The sequence below is a fragment of the Bradyrhizobium sp. 197 genome, assembly GCF_023073375.1.
GTDB lineage: Bacteria > Pseudomonadota > Alphaproteobacteria > Rhizobiales > Xanthobacteraceae > Bradyrhizobium.
On record NZ_JADPJJ010000030.1, the window covers coordinates 1 to 15178 of the forward strand.

Here is a 15178-nt window from a genome sequence, read left to right on the forward strand (position 1 = left end):
GCAGCCGACCGCTGCACTGCCTGTGGGCGTGCGCGCCCAGCCGGACGCCTGGGGCACCGTTGACTGGCGCCCCCTGGAGGCATTTCGCCGAGGATTGCGCGAGTTCGGATGGGCCGGCGGCCAGAATCCCGTCATCGATTGCCGGTTCGCGGATAGGCAAACCCGCCGGGTGTTTCGCGTCACAGACGGATTGGTACGGCCCAAGGCGGATGTCATCGCCCCGTCGCCGAAGCCTGCAGCCATGGCGGCCAGGAATGCAACAGCGACCATTCCATTGGCGGAATATGGCTTTTGACAAGGCACGGAAAAGTTCTGTCAGACCTCGAACCGCTCTGAGATCAGCAACCACCAGCTGGCTTTGCTTGGTGATGCCATAGATCGAGTTGCGGAATAGCCAGCGATGCCCTCGTGCCGTCGATCTGGTAACAGGTCTCCTGCGTATGACTGTACGCTGGATTCTCACCAGCAGTGAATTCCCAGCTCCACGGCGACTGGATGGTATCGGACAGATTGACCGTTCCCAGCGCGCCGGAAGTGAAGTGCAGTATGATCACCGATGTCTCTTCAACCGCGTTTCCACGCACTCGATTGGATTGGGCAGCTAATAACGCCACGATATCCCCCCACAGGTACCGCAACAGGTCGACGTCGTGGATGAGATTCAGAAAAACAGGGCCCGCCCTTTCTCGCGGCGCCAGGCCACATCGAAATAGTCGTCCGGCTTGATGAGCCAGAACATACCCTGCACCGAAACGATCTGGCGGAGCCGGCCGCTGTCGATCTCCGCCTTGGCGCGCTGGATTCTCGGGTTGTGACGGTGATGATGGCCGGTCAGCAGCGGCACGCGCGCCTGCTCGGAGGCTTCGACCAGGCCTGCGCAGCGACGATGTCATCCGCCAGCGGCTTCTCGATGAGCGCAGGGATGCGAGCTGCGATACAATCCATGCCGTTGGCGACGTGCACCTGGTTGGGGGGCCGGCCGGTTGCCATAGTAGTCGGGCATACGTGGCAGCGGGGGAGCGACTCGCCCCCCGACACAACGATCCGGTTCTGGTTCTGTAACACGCGGTACCCTGCGGCAACGGGCATAACAGAATTTCCGTTTTGCTCGCCGCAATATCCTATTCTACGACGACCAAATAATGCCCTGTACCATCGGACCTGCGCTCTGTATCGAATGGCGTGAAGGTACATAGCAAGGAGAAGATGCAGAAACAAAGAGGAAGGTCGCGCGGTTATCCAGCCGTGCGACGTCCGACACCAAAAAAGTCGCACGAAACTCGCTTTTATCCCCAATAGACATCTGGCGAAGCTATTGGAAACCAAAGATTTTCCTTTGGTGGGCGCACCAGGGCTCGAACCTGGGACCCGCTGATTAAGAGTCAGCTGCTCTACCAACTGAGCTATGCGCCCGAAAGGCGGTCAATGCCTTGCGAGGTCGGTCGTTTAGCAAAGCGATCCCGGTCTGGCAAGCGATGCAGCGAAGGTTTTTCCACAGTCCTCAGAAAGCGAAAAGCCGCTGGATTCCAGCGGCTTCGCCAAGGTTGATCCCGGACCATACTTGAAGGCTTAGAGCCGCCCCTCGCGGTCCCGGTCCGGGCCGCTGTCGCGGTCGAAACGGTCACGGTGGAAGTGGTCCATGCCGCGCTCCATCATGCGGTCCATGCCCCGTTCCATGAAGTGGCGGCGCGGGCCGTCTTCGCCGCTGCCGAACGGGCCGCGGTGACGAGTCAGTATGGCGAGGCGCCGCTTCTGGCCCTCGTCCAGGGTCTTGTAGAGCGGATCGGCTGCATCGGCGATCTTCTTCAGGGCCGCCGAGCTCGTGCCCATGTCCTCGGCGCGCTGGCGCAGTCGGGCGATTGGATCCTCGGGCTTGTCGGCATCCTTGTTAGCGTCCTTGCCGGCATCGCCGGGGCCGGCATTCATCCGCGCATTGGCGCGGTCGATGCGCAGCTTGGCGAAGTCGCGCACCGCACTCTCGACCGGCGGCCACAGCTTCTCCTGGTCCGCGCTAAGCTTCAGTCCGGCATGGACGGCCGCGATCCGCGCGTCGACGAAAGCGGCGCGGTCTTCCGGATTCATGCGCATGTGGCGCATGTGCTCGTGCATCCACGGGCGATGATATTGGGCATAGACCGCGCCCGAGCCGGCGATGCTGAGCACGGCGATGGCGGCGATGGTAAACTTCCTCATACGAACCTCCTTGGAAGGACGCCCTGAAGATGAGGGTCGCAAGGCTGACGCGCAACTTACAAGTTGGACAGAGAGAGCCTTCTTACTCCCCTGAATGTCCATTCAGATGCACACTGAAACGATTTGCAACAAAAGGGGCCTCCGCGGGGTCTGCACGGAAGCCCCTTCATTCACGGCCGATCCGGATCAGTTCGTCGTGCTCTTCGCTTCCTTCTGGAACTCGTCGATCAGCGGCTGGCCGATGCGGCCTGCGGCGTCCTTGTAGACCGCCTCCATGGCCTTGCGCATCGCCTCGTCCTGCTCCGGCGTGAGCTTGATGATCTCGCTCTTTCCGCTCTTCTTGATCTCCGCCAGCGCGGCGTCGTTCTCTTTCTGCGACTGCGTATTGTTGAAGTCGGTCGCTTCCTTCATCGCCTTCGAGAGCTGGTCGCGAATGTCGGCCGGCAGATCGTCCCAGAACTTCTTGTTCACGATCACGACGTAGCCGATGTAGCCGTGGTTGGTCTCGGTGATGTACTTCTGCACCTCGTGCATCTTCTGGGTATAGATGTTCGACCAGGTGTTCTCCTGCCCGTCGACGACGCCGGTCTGGAGCGCCTGGTAGACTTCCGAGAACGCCATCACCTGCGGCAGCGAGCCGAGCGACTTGAACTGGGCCTGGAGCACGCGCGAGGACTGGATGCGGAACTTGACGCCCTGATAGTCCGCCGGCGTCACCAGCTTCTTGTTGGCGCTCATCTGCTTGAAGCCGTTGTCCCAATAGGCCAGCCCGGTGATGCCCTTGGAGTCCAGCAGCTTGAGCAGCCGAAGGCCGAGCGGGCCTTCCGTCACCTTCCGCAGCGTCTTCAGGTCGGGAAGGATGTAGGGCAGATCGAACACCTCGAATTCGCGGATGCCGAGCGGGCCGAACTTGGAGTTGGACGGCGCCAGCATCTGCACGCTGCCGAGCTGAAGCGCCTCGAGCTCTTCCTTGTCCTTGTAGAGCGTAGAGTTCGGATAGATCTCGACCTTGACCTTGCCGCCGGTGTACTTCTCGGCAAGCTCCTTGAATTTCTCCGACGCCTTGCCCTTCGGCGTGTCGGTGGCCACGACGTGGCTGAACTTGATGATGATCGGCGATTGCGCCGATGCCGGCCCGGTCAGCGCCAAAGCCGCAATCGATGCCGCAGCCAAAATGAGTTTCCGCATGCTTCCTCCCCCATGTCCCTATGGGGTACGGACCGCCGGCCCCCGGGACTTGAACTCTTGGGGGCAGATTTATAGGGAAGCACGCCAAGGCGCCATTGCCCCTTAGCAGGGGCCTCCTTGCAAAAATGCGGTACCCGGAAAGAAGCGCCCGCACTGGACGATGAACGAAAAACGCGGCACCGAGGGCGCCGCGCTTTTGCAGATTGGCCGGGAGAATGAGCGTCAGCTCGCCGCTGCCGTCGTCACCGTGTCGCGCTGGCGCTTCATGACGATCTTGTTCAGCGCGCCGAGATAGGCCTTTGCCGAGGCAACCAGCGTATCCGGATCCGCCGCGCGCGCCGTCATTGCACGTCCCTCATGCGACAACCGCACCGAGACCTCGGCCTGCGCGTCGGTGCCTTCGGTCACCGCATGGACCTGGTACAGCTCGAGTTTGGCATCGTGCGGCACCAGGCGCTTGATGCAGTTGAACACCGCGTCGACCGGACCGTTGCCCTCGGCCTCCTCGATCTTGATCTGGCCGTCGACGTCGAGCTTCATGGTCGCGCGCTGCGGGCCGTGGGTGCCGGCGATCACGGTCAGCGAGGTCAGCTTGATGCGGTCATGCGAAGCCGCCATCTCCTCGTCGACCAGCGCCTCGATGTCCTCGTCGTAGATGTCCTTCTTGCGGTCGGCCAGCGCCTTCATGCGCGTGAACGCATCTTCCAGCTGGTTCGGACCGAGCTTGTAGCCCATCTCCTCCAGCTTGTGCACGAAGGCGTGGCGGCCGGAATGCTTGCCGAGCACCAGCGAGGACTGCTTCAGGCCGACCATCTCCGGCCGCATGATCTCGTAGGTCGAGGCGTCCTTCAGCACGCCGTCCTGGTGGATGCCGCTTTCATGCGCGAACGCATTCCGGCCGACGATGGCCTTGTTGTACTGCACCGGGAACGAGGTCGCCGCCGACACCACCTTCGAGGCGCGGGTGAGCTGCGTGGTGTCGATCTTGTTCCACCACGGAAACTTGTCGTTGCGGACATTGATCGCCATCACGACTTCTTCCAGCGCGGCATTGCCCGCCCGCTCGCCGATGCCGTTGACAGTGCATTCGATCTGGCGCGCACCGCCGGCGATGCCGGCCAGCGAATTCGCGACAGCCATGCCGAGATCGTTATGGCAGTGCACCGAGAATACCGCCTTGTCCGAATTCGGCACGCGCTCGATCAGCGTGCGCATGAAGTGGGTGTATTCCTCGGGCGTGGTGTAGCCGACGGTATCCGGAATGTTCACCGTGGTGGCGCCGGCCTTGATGACGGCCTCCACAATGCGGCACAGATAGTCCATCTCGCTGCGGGTGGCGTCTTCGGCCGACCATTCGACGTCATCGATCTGGTTGCGGGCGCGCGCGACCATGGCGACCGAGGTCTCGAGCACCTGCTCCGGGGTCTTGTTCAACTTCACCCGCATATGCAGCGGCGAGGTCGCGATCACGGTGTGGACGCGGCCGCGCTTGGCGAATTTCACCGCCTCGGCGCAACGGTCGATGTCGGCGGGATGCGCGCGCGACAGGCCGGCAATCACGGCGTTCTTAGAGCGGCGGGCGATCTCTCTCACCGCCTGGAAGTCGCCTTCAGAGGTGATCGGGAAGCCGGCTTCGATGACGTCGACGCCCATATCGTCCAGCATCTCGGCCACCTCGATCTTTTCCTCGAAGGTCATGGTGGCGCCGGGGCACTGCTCGCCATCGCGCAGGGTGGTATCGAAAATGATGACGCGGTCCTTCTCGGACTTGTTCACGGTAGCCATTTCAAATTTCCTTTTGAGCTTCTGCGCCATCAGTTTTCTGGGCGCTTGAGGTGTCCGGTGATCTCGACCAACCCCTGAGCGCCCAGGCGCATGGCGCCCAGCCGGCCCTCAGGGGCAAGTAAGAAGAAGCCCGCCAATAAGGAGGGAGGGCAGCAGCGCGGCCGGGATCGTGGCGGCGGCCAGAGCCACCTCCCCCGAAATCCCATCGATTTGGCCGCGAATCAGCATTGCCAGACCCTGTTGAGCCCTCAAATCCTCGGTCAAAACCGTTGACGGTTGGTTGCCGGGGGGCTCGATCGGCCGTTTCTAGACGAAAAATAGGAGCAACTGCAACGCCAAAAGATGGACAGAAAGGCTGACGTGATTGCAGCGCGGGCGATATCACCAGATGTGCTGCAAGTGCTTGTGCCTTCCGCCGGTAGCTATCCCGTGCGGCGAGCGCGAGCCCTGGTCTCCCAGCGGTCCAGCATCTGACCCAGCTCGCCGGTCGCGACCGGCGCGGCTTTATCGGCGTTCGCGACCTCGTTGGTGTTGGCCGGCGCGTTGGCACCGAGCCACTCCGGCTCGGAGTACTCGCGCCAGCGGCGCGCCTCAGCTCGCCTTTTGCGGGAGACATGGTCGCGAGTGAAATAGCCGGCCGCAAATGCAATCCCGAGCAGCAAAACGAGTACGACGACAGCGACCACGGTCAACTCCGACTTTACACCCCGAGTGACGTTCTGCCAGCGTCGCGCAGGAGGTCAAGGCTTGACATGCTCCACAGTTTGGCAACGCTCCGAAGGCGTTCCGGGGAAGCCGTCACGCGGGGACGAATTTGTCGTTTCCATGTTCGACGTTCCCACGCTTTTGCCGGCCCGATATCACGCGGAGGATGCGTACCTCCCCCTCGCAACCGTCATCGGACCGGACTAACTTGCCCTGCTCGGCCGGATCAACCGGCTAGCCGAACATGACCGGGAGGACGCGATGACACGCCAGGAAGCTCGTGACCACGAGCAGCGTGACCAGGATGCTGCGCTTTCACGACGAACACTCGTTCAGGGGCTCGCGCTGGGTGCTGCCGCCACAATGGCCGGCGCCAGCTCCGCGCTGGCCCAGACCGGACCCGCCGCACCGCCGACGACGATCACCACCCCGCCACGCGATTTCGGTCCCAACGGTGCCCCGACCACCTATTTCTGGGATCCCGACATCATTGCGGTCGATCCGTCCTTCAACGATCTCGCCCAGCCCAACACGGCGATCAAGCGTCTCTATACGGGCGTGCTGTGGGCTGAAGGCCCGGCGTGGAGTGCACAAGGCCGCTATCTGCTGTGGAGCGACATTCCCAACAACCGGCAGATGCGCTGGAGCGAGGACGACGGCCGCGTCAGCGTGTTTCGTTCGCCGTCCAACAATTCCAACGGCAACTCGTTCGACTTTCAGGGCCGCCAGCTCTCCTGCGAACATTTGACCCGGCGGGTGACGCGCTACGACCACGACGGCACCGCGACCGTGCTTTGCGACAATTACAACGGCAAGAAGCTGAACTCGCCTAACGATGTCGTCGCGCATCCCGACGGCAGTTACTGGTTTACCGATCCGCCCTATGGCGGCCAGCTCTACGAAGGCGAGCCCGATGCCGCAGGCGGTCCAACCAACTCCGGCGGCAAGCTCAATCCGCGGATTGGGCAGCCGGCCGGCTTCGTGCCGGGCAAGCGCGAACTGCCGACCAATTGCTATCGCATCGATCCCTCGGGCCGTGTCGATCTCGTCGTCACCGAGGAGCAGGTGCCAGATCCGAACGGCCTGTGCTTTTCGCCGGACTTCAAGAAGCTTTACGTCGTGTCGACCGGCAAGGGACCCGGCGACACCGGGCCCGGCGGCAAGGGCGAGATATTCGTGTTCGACGTTGGCGGCGACAACAAGCTCACCAACCAAAAGCGGTTCAGCGAGTGCGTGATCGACGGCGTGAAGTGCGGGCCGGACGGCGTGCGCTGCGACGTCAACGGCAATGTCTGGGCTGCCAGCAATGCCGGCCGCGCCGTCGGCTACAGCGGCGTGACGGTGTGGTCGCCGGACGGCAAGCTGCTCGGCCGCATCCGGCTGCCCGAAGTGTGCGGCAACATCTGCTTCGGCGGCCCCAAGCGCAACCGTCTGTTCATGGCCGCGAGCCAGTCGGTCTACGCGGTGTATACGGCCACGCAAGGCGCAGGGCCCGGCTGAGCCCGCGCGAGAGACCGCAAGCACGGGCGTCGGCGTGGACCGCCGGCGCCCGATCGCTTTCCGCGGGTGCGATCTGCACAAATAACGGTCACGAGCACCGCGGCGAACTTGCGCGTTGTGACAGCAGTTCGAACGCGTGCGCAGAGTTGCGGTTCCCCGGTCGCAATCAAGTTACGCCTCGGGCAAATCTCCGCCATCAATCCAACGAAGATTGAATGGCACGCCAAGGCCGCAGTGCGGCGCGAAGGCATGCTGCTCTTCGTTCCCGCGCCCGGCTTGAACCGGGAGTTGCGCGATGCGCCGTATGCCAAACGACACCATCATCGTCAGCGTTGGGACCCAGCAATTCGTGACTGAGTTTGGAGACCCGGGCCTGCCGACAATGACGTCGTCATTGCATCGATGAAAAACAGATCGTCCGCCGCGTTCAGCGGAGACTCCGGTAGTTCCATCAGCGATCATGCGCATGGCGGCTGGAGGGGGTCCATACCGCGGATCTCCATGCGAAGGATTTCATTGTGTAGAGGGAATTCATGCGCGTTGTGATTTGCGGCGGCGGCGTAATCGGGGCCTGCACCGCCTGGTTTCTCCGCCGCCGCGGCATCGACGTCATCGTCGTGGAGCGGACAGACGTCGCGGCCGCAGCATCAGGCAAGGCGGGCGGCTTCCTCGCGCGCAACTGGTGCGAGGGCTCGCCGCTCGATGCGCTGGCGCGACGGAGCTTTGCGATTCATGCGCAACTGCCGGAAGAGATCGCAGGCGATTGGGGCTATCGCCCGATGACCGCTTATGGCGGCTTCGTTGCTGCCGATGGCCATCCGCGCCGGGATGCACCCTCCGCGCTCGGCTGGCTCAGCAACGGCGTCATCATCGCACAGCGCATCGGCACGACGGAGACCACCGCGATCGTTCACCCCGAAAAATTCACCTCAGCCGTGATGAACGCGGCGCTCGCGCAAGGCGCCGAGCTTCGCCCCGGCAACGTGGCCGGTATCATGCGCGATGCGGACGGCACGACCGCGACGGGCGTCGAGGTCGACGGCCGCACCGTGGAGGCGGACGCCGTCGTGATCGCGATGGGACCATGGTCGCTGCTCGCCGCGCAATGGATGAGCCTGCCCGCCGTCTTCGGCCAGCGCAGCCCGAGCATCGTGTACGACACCGGCACGGATGCTCCGGCCGATGCGCTGTTTCTGGAGTCTGAAGAGAATGGCAGCGCCGTGTCGGTCGAGGTCTTTCCTCGCGCTGACGGCAGCACGCATATCACCGCTCTCTCCGACTTCGCGCCGCTTCCGCTCGATGCGGCCGCCGTGACGCCGGACCACGACGCAATCGCGCGCCTGCAAACCATGTCCGAGCGGCTGTCGCCGCTGTTCCGCTCCGAGAGGATCATTGCGCGGCAGGCTTGCTTCCGGCCGCTGACACAGGACGGCCTGCCGCTGATCGGCCGGGTACCGCAGAGCGACGGCCTCTATGTTGCGACCGGGCACAATGTGTGGGGCATCCTGAATGCACCCGCCACGGGCGAGGCAATGGCGCAACTGATCGCCGAGGGTGCGACGCGCAACGTCGACATCTCGCCCTTCGATCCCGCCCGGCTCGAGCCGCTCGATCCGTCGCTGCTGCGAGCGCGCTGAGCCAACGCGACGGCATCGCAGTTCAACGATCCGGTTGCTGGGCGCGATAGCTGCGCATGCCTACCGACGAAATCTGCATGCCTGCGCGTGAAACGGGTCCGGCAGCTCTCTCGCCCGCTAATTGCGCAGCGCTAGACTTTAGTTCGTCTGTCGCAATCCTGAACGCGGTTTCACTTGCCGAGAATGCCTCCGCCGGTATAGTTGCCGACATAATGGCTCACAAGAGGCCTTTTCAAAGGGAGAGAATAACATGAAGAAACGACTCTCTGTGGCATTGCGAATATCGCTCGGTGCGGCCGCGGCCGGTGCGTTGATGACGGCGTCAGGCGCGGCACTTGCCGCCGATCCCATCAAGATCGGCGTGATCGCGGAAGCGCAGGCGATTGCCGGCGCCTCCATCCCTCAGGCGGCACAGCTTGCCGCCGACGAGATCAACGCCACTGGCGGCGTCGACGGCCGCAAGATCGAGATCATCGGATACGACAATCACTCCTCCTCGGCAGATTCAGTGCGCGCGTTCCAACGCGCGGTGAACGAGGACAAGGTGCAGGTCGTCATCGCCAGCTACATCAGCGAGGTCGTGCTGGCGCTCGAGCCCTGGGCTTCGCGGCTGAAAACGCCGTTCGTGACGCCCGGTGCTGCTTCCAACGAGATCAGCAAAAGCGTCCACGCCGATTACGAGAAGAACAAGTATACGTTCCACGGCTATCTGACGTCAGCGGCACTGGCGCTCTCGGTTTGCGACGGCGCCAAGGACCTCCTCGTCGACAAGATGCACATGAAGACCGCGGTCATCATGAGCGAGGACGCCGCCTGGACCAAGCCGCTCGACGTCGGCTACGAGGAATGCCTGCCCAAGATCGGGCTCAAGGTGCTCGATCACATCCGCTTCTCGCCTGATACCACCGACTTCACGCCGATCTTCAACAAGATCGAGGGCTCAAAGCCCGACGTGATCATCACCGGTATCTCCCATGTCGGCGTGCAGCCGACGGTGCAGTGGAAGAACCAGCAGGTGCCGATCCCGATGTTCGGCATCTCGTCGCAGGCCACCAACGAGACTTTTGGCAAGGATACCAACCAGGCCGCTGAAGGCGTGCTCTACCAGGGCGTTTCCGGGCCCGGCGTCGCGGTGACGCCGAAGTCGGTGCCGTTCGCAGAAGCCTTCAAGAAGAAGTTCGGCAACTATCCCTCCTATGCCGGCTACACCTCTTACGACGAGGTGTACTACATCGCCGATGCCGTGAAGCGCGCCGGCTCGACCGACGCCGACAAGCTCGTCGATGCGCTCGAGAAGACCGACTGGGAAGGCACGATCGGCCGCGTCCAGTTCTACGGCAAGGACGATCCGTTCACCCACTCGATCAAATACGGCAAGGGCCTGATCACCGGACTGATGCTGCAATGGCAGGACGGCAAGCAGAGCGCAGTCTGGCCCAAGGATGTCGCCAAGGTCGACGTCAAGTTCCCGAGTTTCATCAAGCTCTCGAACTAGCCGGAACAGCTCCCGGGACCACTTCCCGGGAGCTTCCACACGCGGCTTTCCGCAGCACATTCCTCCAGCAAGATCGTCTGGCCAATCATAGATGCGAGCTTTCCAGATTCTGATTGATGGCTTTGCCATCAGCGCTCTCTACGCTCTCGGTGCCACCGGCTTCACACTGATCTTCGGTGTCTCTGGTGTGCTCAACCTCTCCCACGGTGCCATCATGGTGGCGGCAGCGGTGGCGGCCTGGGCCGCCGCCAGCATCCTCAATGTCGGCACCTATGCTGGCGCACTGATCGGCGTCGGAGTTGCCCTCCTTACAGCCTTTGCCACCTATTTCGCAGTGGTGAAGCCGATCCAGGACTCCCGGCGCATACCGAATGAAGAGAAGGAGATCTTCGTCCTCACCGGCACGCTGCTGTGGGGGATCATGATCCAGGAGGTGATCGCTTATTTCTTCACCAACAACGCCAAGACCGTGCTGCCGATCGTCGATGGCGTCGTCGAGATCCTCGGCGTCCGCACGCCCAAGAACGAGATCTTTACCGCGATCGTGTGCTGCTTCGTCATCGCGCTGTTGTGGCTCCTGGTGAACCGCACCCGCACCGGAAAGGCGGTGCTGGCGGCATCGATGAACCCGCGCGGCGTCACCCTGCTCGGGCTCGAGCTCACCAACATCTATGTCGTGGTGTGGGCGATCTACGGCATCCTCGCCGGCATCGCCGGCGTGCTGCTCGGAATGTTCCTCGGCGTCAGTTCCTACAGCGTCGGACCGCTGACGGCGAGCGCATTCTCGATCGTCGTGCTCGGCGGTCTCGGCAGCGTCTCCGGCTCGCTGATCGCGGCCTTCGTGGTCGGCTATCTCGAAACCCTCACGGCCTATCTGATCTCGCCGGCCTATCGCACCATTCCGGCGCTGCTGCTGCTCGTGTTCGTGATGTACATCCGGCCCCAGGGCCTTCTGGGGAGGCGCTGAGATGGCCAGCTTCTTTACGACACGCCTGTTCTTCATCTCGCTCGCCCTCGTCATCATCGCGGCAACGCTGCCGCTCTACGTCTCCGGCTACGTGCTCGGGCTGCTCACCGTCGCGTTCTATTTCGGCGTGTTCGCGATGGCCTGGGACCTGCTGTTCGGCTTCGCCGGCGAGGTCAATTTCGGGCCGACCTTCCTGATCGGCGTCGGCGCCTACACCGCCGGCATCCTGAACGCCCAGTTCGGCTGGTCGGTTTATCTCTGCATCGTGCTCGGCGCGCTCGCCTCCGTGATCGCCGGCCTCGTGCTGGCGCTACCGGCACTTCGGGTGCGCGGACCGTATTTCGGCCTGACCACGCTGGTCGCGGTGCTGATGCTGCAGAATTTCATCGTGGTGTTTGCCGATCTCACCGGCGGCGAGATCGGCCTGACCATCCCGGATGTCATCACCATCAACGCCGGCGCCAACTACTGGATCGCGCTTGGCTTCATGACGATTTCGGCCGCGATCCTCTACGGCCTGTCGCAATCGCCGGTCGGGCTGGTGCTGCAGGCGAGCGGCCAGGACCCGGTGCAGGCCGGCGCGCTCGGCTTCAACATCGTCAAGCACAAGCTTGCCGCCTTCATCGTCAGCGCGTTCTTCTCAGGGTTGTCAGGCGCGCTGCTGGTGTTCTACTTCGGCACCGCCTCGGTCGGCACCGTGGTCGACGTCGCGGTCGGCGTCAACGTCATCGTCTCGGCCGTGCTGGGCGGCCGACGCACGGTACTTGGCGCGGCGCTGGGCGCGATCTTCCTGATCGTCGCCGGCGAATTCCTCAGGCCGACCGGCGAGCTCGCGACCTTCATCGTCTCGGCGGTCGCGCTTCTCGTCGTGCTGTTCTTCCCCGGCGGCTTCCTCGGAGCGGCTCTCTCGCGTGAGGCGCGCTCGTGATGGATATGAAGACTTCAAACCGGGTCGTGCTGGAAGTCCGCGGCCTGACCAAGCGCTTCGGCGGATTGACGGCGGTGAAGAACCTCGGCTTCGAGGTCAATAGCGGCGAGATTTTTGGCCTCATCGGGCCGAACGGCTCGGGCAAGTCGACCGCGATGAAGAGCGTGATGGGCATCGAGCGCCCGACCGCCGGCGAAGTGATCTTCGAAGGCGAGAACGTCGCCGGCCTTCCCGCGCACAAGATCGCGCGCAAGGGCTTTGGCATGGTGTTCCAGCACTCGCGGCCGCTGAACCGGCAGACGGTGCTGGAGAACATCATGGTGGCGCTGCTGCCGGACAGCCTGTTCATGCTGTTCCCGGACAAGGCGCTGGTCGAGCGCGCCAAATGGATTGCCGACCGCGTCGGTTTGGGCGCCGTCATGAATCGCCGCCCGCCGACGCTGCCCTTTGCCGACCTGCGCCGGCTCGAGCTTGCGAAAGCGATCGCGCGTGATCCGAAGGTGGTGCTGGTTGACGAACCCTTCGCTGGCCTGACGCGCGGCGAGGTCGACGTCTTCTCCGACCTGATCCGCAGTTTTCGCGACGAAGGCCGCGCGGTGATGCTGGTCGACCACAACGTCAAGAGCGTCGCGGCCCTGGTCGACCGCGTGCTCGCGATGTATCTCGGCGAGGAGATCGTCACCGGCAAGGCCGAGGACGTCATGAAGAACGAGACCGTGCGCCGGGTCTATCTCGGCGGCGCTATCGAGACCCACGCGCGGCCCGAGACCAGCTTCAAGGACAAGGTGCCGCTGCTCCAGGTCGAGAATGTCAGCGTGTTCTATGGCAAGGCGCAGGCGCTGGAGAACGTCTCGATCCACGTCCACGAGGGCGAATTCGTCTCGATCGTCGGTCTCAACGGCGCCGGCAAGACCACGCTGTTCAACACCATCTCCGGCTTCCTGCCTTATAGCGGCGAGATCGTGCGCGGAGGCGAGAAGCTGCGCGGCACGACGCCGGCCAAGATCGCGCGCAGCGGTCTTGTGCAGTGCCCGGAATCGCGAGAATTGTTCGGCGAGATGAGTGTTCGGGAAAACCTCGATCTCGGCGGTCAACATCTGACCGACGACAAGCGCGCGACGCAGCTCGCCTGGCTGTTCGAGCTGTTCCCGATCCTGAAGGAACGCCAGGGCCAAATGGCTCAGACGCTCTCCGGCGGCGAGCAGCAGATGCTCGCGATCGGCCGCGCGCTGATGATGCAGCCGCAGATCCTGATCCTGGACGAGCCAACGCTGGGCCTCGCCCCTGTCATCCTCGAACTCCTGTCCAAGGCGTTAACGAAACTGCGGCAGACGACGTCGATCACGGTGCTGCTCGGCGAGCAGAACGTGACCTTCGCGCTTCCGCATGCCGACCGCGTCTATGTGCTCGAACATGCAAGGATCGTCTGGGAGGGCGATCCCGGCCGCTTCGCCGCGGAGGCTGGCGCCGATTTCCTGTAATTCACGGCACCAACAACAAAACAAGAAGGGAAACGACCATGCGACTATCTACGATTCTCGGCAGCAGCCTCCTCACCTCTGCGCTGGCGCTGTGCCTCGCCGCCCCCGCCTACGCGCAGTCGAATGATCCGATCAAGATCGGCGTCATCGCCGAAGTGCAGTCGATCGCGGGCGCCGCGACGCCCGGCGGCGCGCAGATCGCCGCCGACGAGATCAACGCCAAAGGCGGCATCCTCGGCCGCAAGATCGAGATCGTGACCTACGACAACAAGAGCTCCTCGGCGGACTCGGTGCGCGCCTTCCAGCGTGCCGTGAGCGAGGACAAGGTGTCGGCCGTGATCGCGAGCTATATCAGCGAAGTCGTGCTGGCGCTCGAGCCCTGGGCGGCGCGGCTGAAGATGCCGCTGATCACGCCCGGCGCGGCCTCGAACGAGATCACCAAGGCGATCCACAACGACTACGAGAAGAACAAGTACACCTTCCACGGCTATCTGACCTCGGCGGCGCAAGCCCAGCTCGTCTGCGACGCTGCCAAGGACTTGCTCGTGGACAAGCTCAAGTTCAAGACGGCCGCGATCATGAGCGAGGACGCGGCCTGGACCAAGCCGCTCGACGTTGGCTACGAGGCCTGCCTTCCGAAAGCAGGCCTGAAGGTCGTCGAGCATGTGCGGTTCTCGCCCGACACCACCGACTTCACTCCGATCTTCAACAACATCGAGGGCAAGAAGCCGGACGTGATCGTCACCGGCATCTCTCATGTCGGCGTGCAGCCGACGGTGCAGTGGAAGAACCAGCAAGTGCCGATCCCGATGTTCGGCATCAGCGCGCAGGCGCTGAGCCCGACTTTCTGGAAGGACACCAATGGTGCCGCCGACGGAGTGCCGTCGCTGGCGGTCGCCACGCCCGACGTCGCCGTGACCTCCAAGACAAAGCCGTTCGCGGCGGCGTTCCAGGCCAAGTTCGGCTCGCCGCCGGCCTATACCGGCTACACCGCCTATGACGAGGTCTACTTCATCACGGAGGCGATCAAGCGCGCGGGCTCGACCGATCCCGACAAGATGGTCACCGAGCTCGAAAAGACCGACTACGAGGGCACGATCGGCCGCATCCAGTTCTACGGCAAGGACGACGAGTTCACCCACGGCATCAAGTCCGGTCCCACGACCGTATCCGGTCTGGTCTTCCAGTGGCAGGACAGCAAGCAGATCGTGGTCTGGCCCGAGAAGATCGCGGAGGGCAAGCTGAAGTTTCCGAGCTTCGTGAAGCTGTCGCAGTAGCACTTCGGGCTGGGCGCCGGGC

The 15178-nt window shown here is 63.3% G+C and carries 11 protein-coding genes, 1 tRNA gene and 2 pseudogenes; 8 read left to right on the plus strand and 6 right to left on the minus strand.

Annotated features, from left to right (window positions below; translation table 11 throughout):
- A pseudogene (locus IVB27_RS06555) lies at positions 1–295 on the plus strand (OpgC domain-containing protein); the annotation flags it as partial.
- 50 nt (positions 296–345) lie between these two features.
- On the opposite strand, the pseudogene IVB27_RS43545 reads toward IVB27_RS06555, so the two are convergent.
- The 6 genes and pseudogenes from IVB27_RS43545 to IVB27_RS06585 form a co-directional block, all read right to left on the minus strand.
- Positions 346–972, minus strand: a pseudogene (locus IVB27_RS43545) (Gfo/Idh/MocA family protein); the annotation flags it as partial.
- A 365-nt stretch (positions 973–1337) separates the two neighbouring features.
- A tRNA-Lys gene (locus IVB27_RS06565) sits at positions 1338–1413 on the minus strand.
- Between the two features lie 156 nt (positions 1414–1569).
- A complete protein-coding gene (locus IVB27_RS06570; RefSeq protein ID WP_247442266.1) occupies positions 1570–2193 on the minus strand; it encodes a Spy/CpxP family protein refolding chaperone in 624 nt (207 codons plus the stop codon).
- Positions 2194–2379: 186 nt separating this feature from the next.
- The gene (locus IVB27_RS06575; RefSeq protein WP_247442268.1) at positions 2380–3381 is read right to left on the minus strand and encodes a TRAP transporter substrate-binding protein; all 1002 of its coding nucleotides are present in this window, start codon (positions 3379–3381) and stop codon (positions 2380–2382) included.
- 222 nt (positions 3382–3603) lie between these two features.
- Positions 3604–5166: a 2-isopropylmalate synthase gene (locus IVB27_RS06580; RefSeq protein WP_247442271.1), complete on the minus strand. Its 1563-nt coding sequence runs from the start codon at positions 5164–5166 to the stop codon at positions 3604–3606.
- A 422-nt stretch (positions 5167–5588) separates the two neighbouring features.
- On the minus strand, positions 5589–5852 hold the full coding sequence (locus tag IVB27_RS06585) for a hypothetical protein (protein WP_247341496.1): 264 nt from the start codon (positions 5850–5852) through the stop codon (positions 5589–5591).
- A 280-nt stretch (positions 5853–6132) separates the two neighbouring features.
- Between IVB27_RS06585 and IVB27_RS06590 the strand changes: the two genes are divergently transcribed.
- The 7 genes from IVB27_RS06590 (at position 6133) to IVB27_RS06620 (ending at position 15156) form a co-directional block, all read left to right on the plus strand.
- Complete coding sequence (locus IVB27_RS06590; protein WP_247442273.1) at positions 6133–7371, plus strand: SMP-30/gluconolactonase/LRE family protein; 1239 nt, start codon at positions 6133–6135, stop codon at positions 7369–7371.
- Positions 7372–7904: 533 nt separating this feature from the next.
- Complete coding sequence (locus IVB27_RS06595) at positions 7905–9008, plus strand: NAD(P)/FAD-dependent oxidoreductase (RefSeq protein WP_247442275.1); 1104 nt, start codon at positions 7905–7907, stop codon at positions 9006–9008.
- Between the two features lie 250 nt (positions 9009–9258).
- On the plus strand, positions 9259–10503 hold the full coding sequence (locus IVB27_RS06600) for an ABC transporter substrate-binding protein (RefSeq protein WP_247442277.1): 1245 nt from the start codon (positions 9259–9261) through the stop codon (positions 10501–10503).
- Positions 10504–10594: 91 nt separating this feature from the next.
- A complete protein-coding gene (locus IVB27_RS06605) occupies positions 10595–11470 on the plus strand; it encodes a branched-chain amino acid ABC transporter permease (RefSeq protein WP_247341487.1) in 876 nt (291 codons plus the stop codon).
- A gap of 1 nt (position 11471) precedes the next feature.
- Positions 11472–12398, plus strand: coding sequence for a branched-chain amino acid ABC transporter permease (locus IVB27_RS06610; RefSeq protein WP_247341485.1), 927 nt, complete (start codon positions 11472–11474; stop codon positions 12396–12398).
- On the plus strand, positions 12398–13879 hold the full coding sequence (locus IVB27_RS06615) for an ATP-binding cassette domain-containing protein (protein WP_247442279.1): 1482 nt from the start codon (positions 12398–12400) through the stop codon (positions 13877–13879). Before IVB27_RS06610 ends, IVB27_RS06615 begins: the two co-directional genes overlap by 1 nt.
- 38 nt (positions 13880–13917) lie before the next feature.
- Complete coding sequence (locus IVB27_RS06620; protein WP_247341481.1) at positions 13918–15156, plus strand: ABC transporter substrate-binding protein; 1239 nt, start codon at positions 13918–13920, stop codon at positions 15154–15156.
- Positions 15157–15178: the final 22 nt, after the last annotated feature.

Bases quoted from the DNA above. Each gene is read 5' to 3' on its own strand.
- IVB27_RS06570 (WP_247442266.1), bottom strand. From the start codon at position 2,193: ATGAGGAAGTTTACCATCGCCGCCATCGCCGTGCTCAGCATCGCCGGC.
- IVB27_RS06575 (WP_247442268.1), bottom strand. From the start codon at position 3,381: ATGCGGAAACTCATTTTGGCTGCGGCATCGATTGCGGCTTTGGCGCTG.
- IVB27_RS06580 (WP_247442271.1), bottom strand. From the start codon at position 5,166: ATGGCTACCGTGAACAAGTCCGAGAAGGACCGCGTCATCATTTTCGAT.
- IVB27_RS06590 (WP_247442273.1), top strand. From the start codon at position 6,133: ATGACACGCCAGGAAGCTCGTGACCACGAGCAGCGTGACCAGGATGCT.
- IVB27_RS06595 (WP_247442275.1), top strand. From the start codon at position 7,905: ATGCGCGTTGTGATTTGCGGCGGCGGCGTAATCGGGGCCTGCACCGCC.
- IVB27_RS06600 (WP_247442277.1), top strand. From the start codon at position 9,259: ATGAAGAAACGACTCTCTGTGGCATTGCGAATATCGCTCGGTGCGGCC.
- IVB27_RS06605 (WP_247341487.1), top strand. From the start codon at position 10,595: ATGCGAGCTTTCCAGATTCTGATTGATGGCTTTGCCATCAGCGCTCTC.
- IVB27_RS06610 (WP_247341485.1), top strand. From the start codon at position 11,472: ATGGCCAGCTTCTTTACGACACGCCTGTTCTTCATCTCGCTCGCCCTC.
- IVB27_RS06615 (WP_247442279.1), top strand. From the start codon at position 12,398: ATGGATATGAAGACTTCAAACCGGGTCGTGCTGGAAGTCCGCGGCCTG.
- IVB27_RS06620 (WP_247341481.1), top strand. From the start codon at position 13,918: ATGCGACTATCTACGATTCTCGGCAGCAGCCTCCTCACCTCTGCGCTG.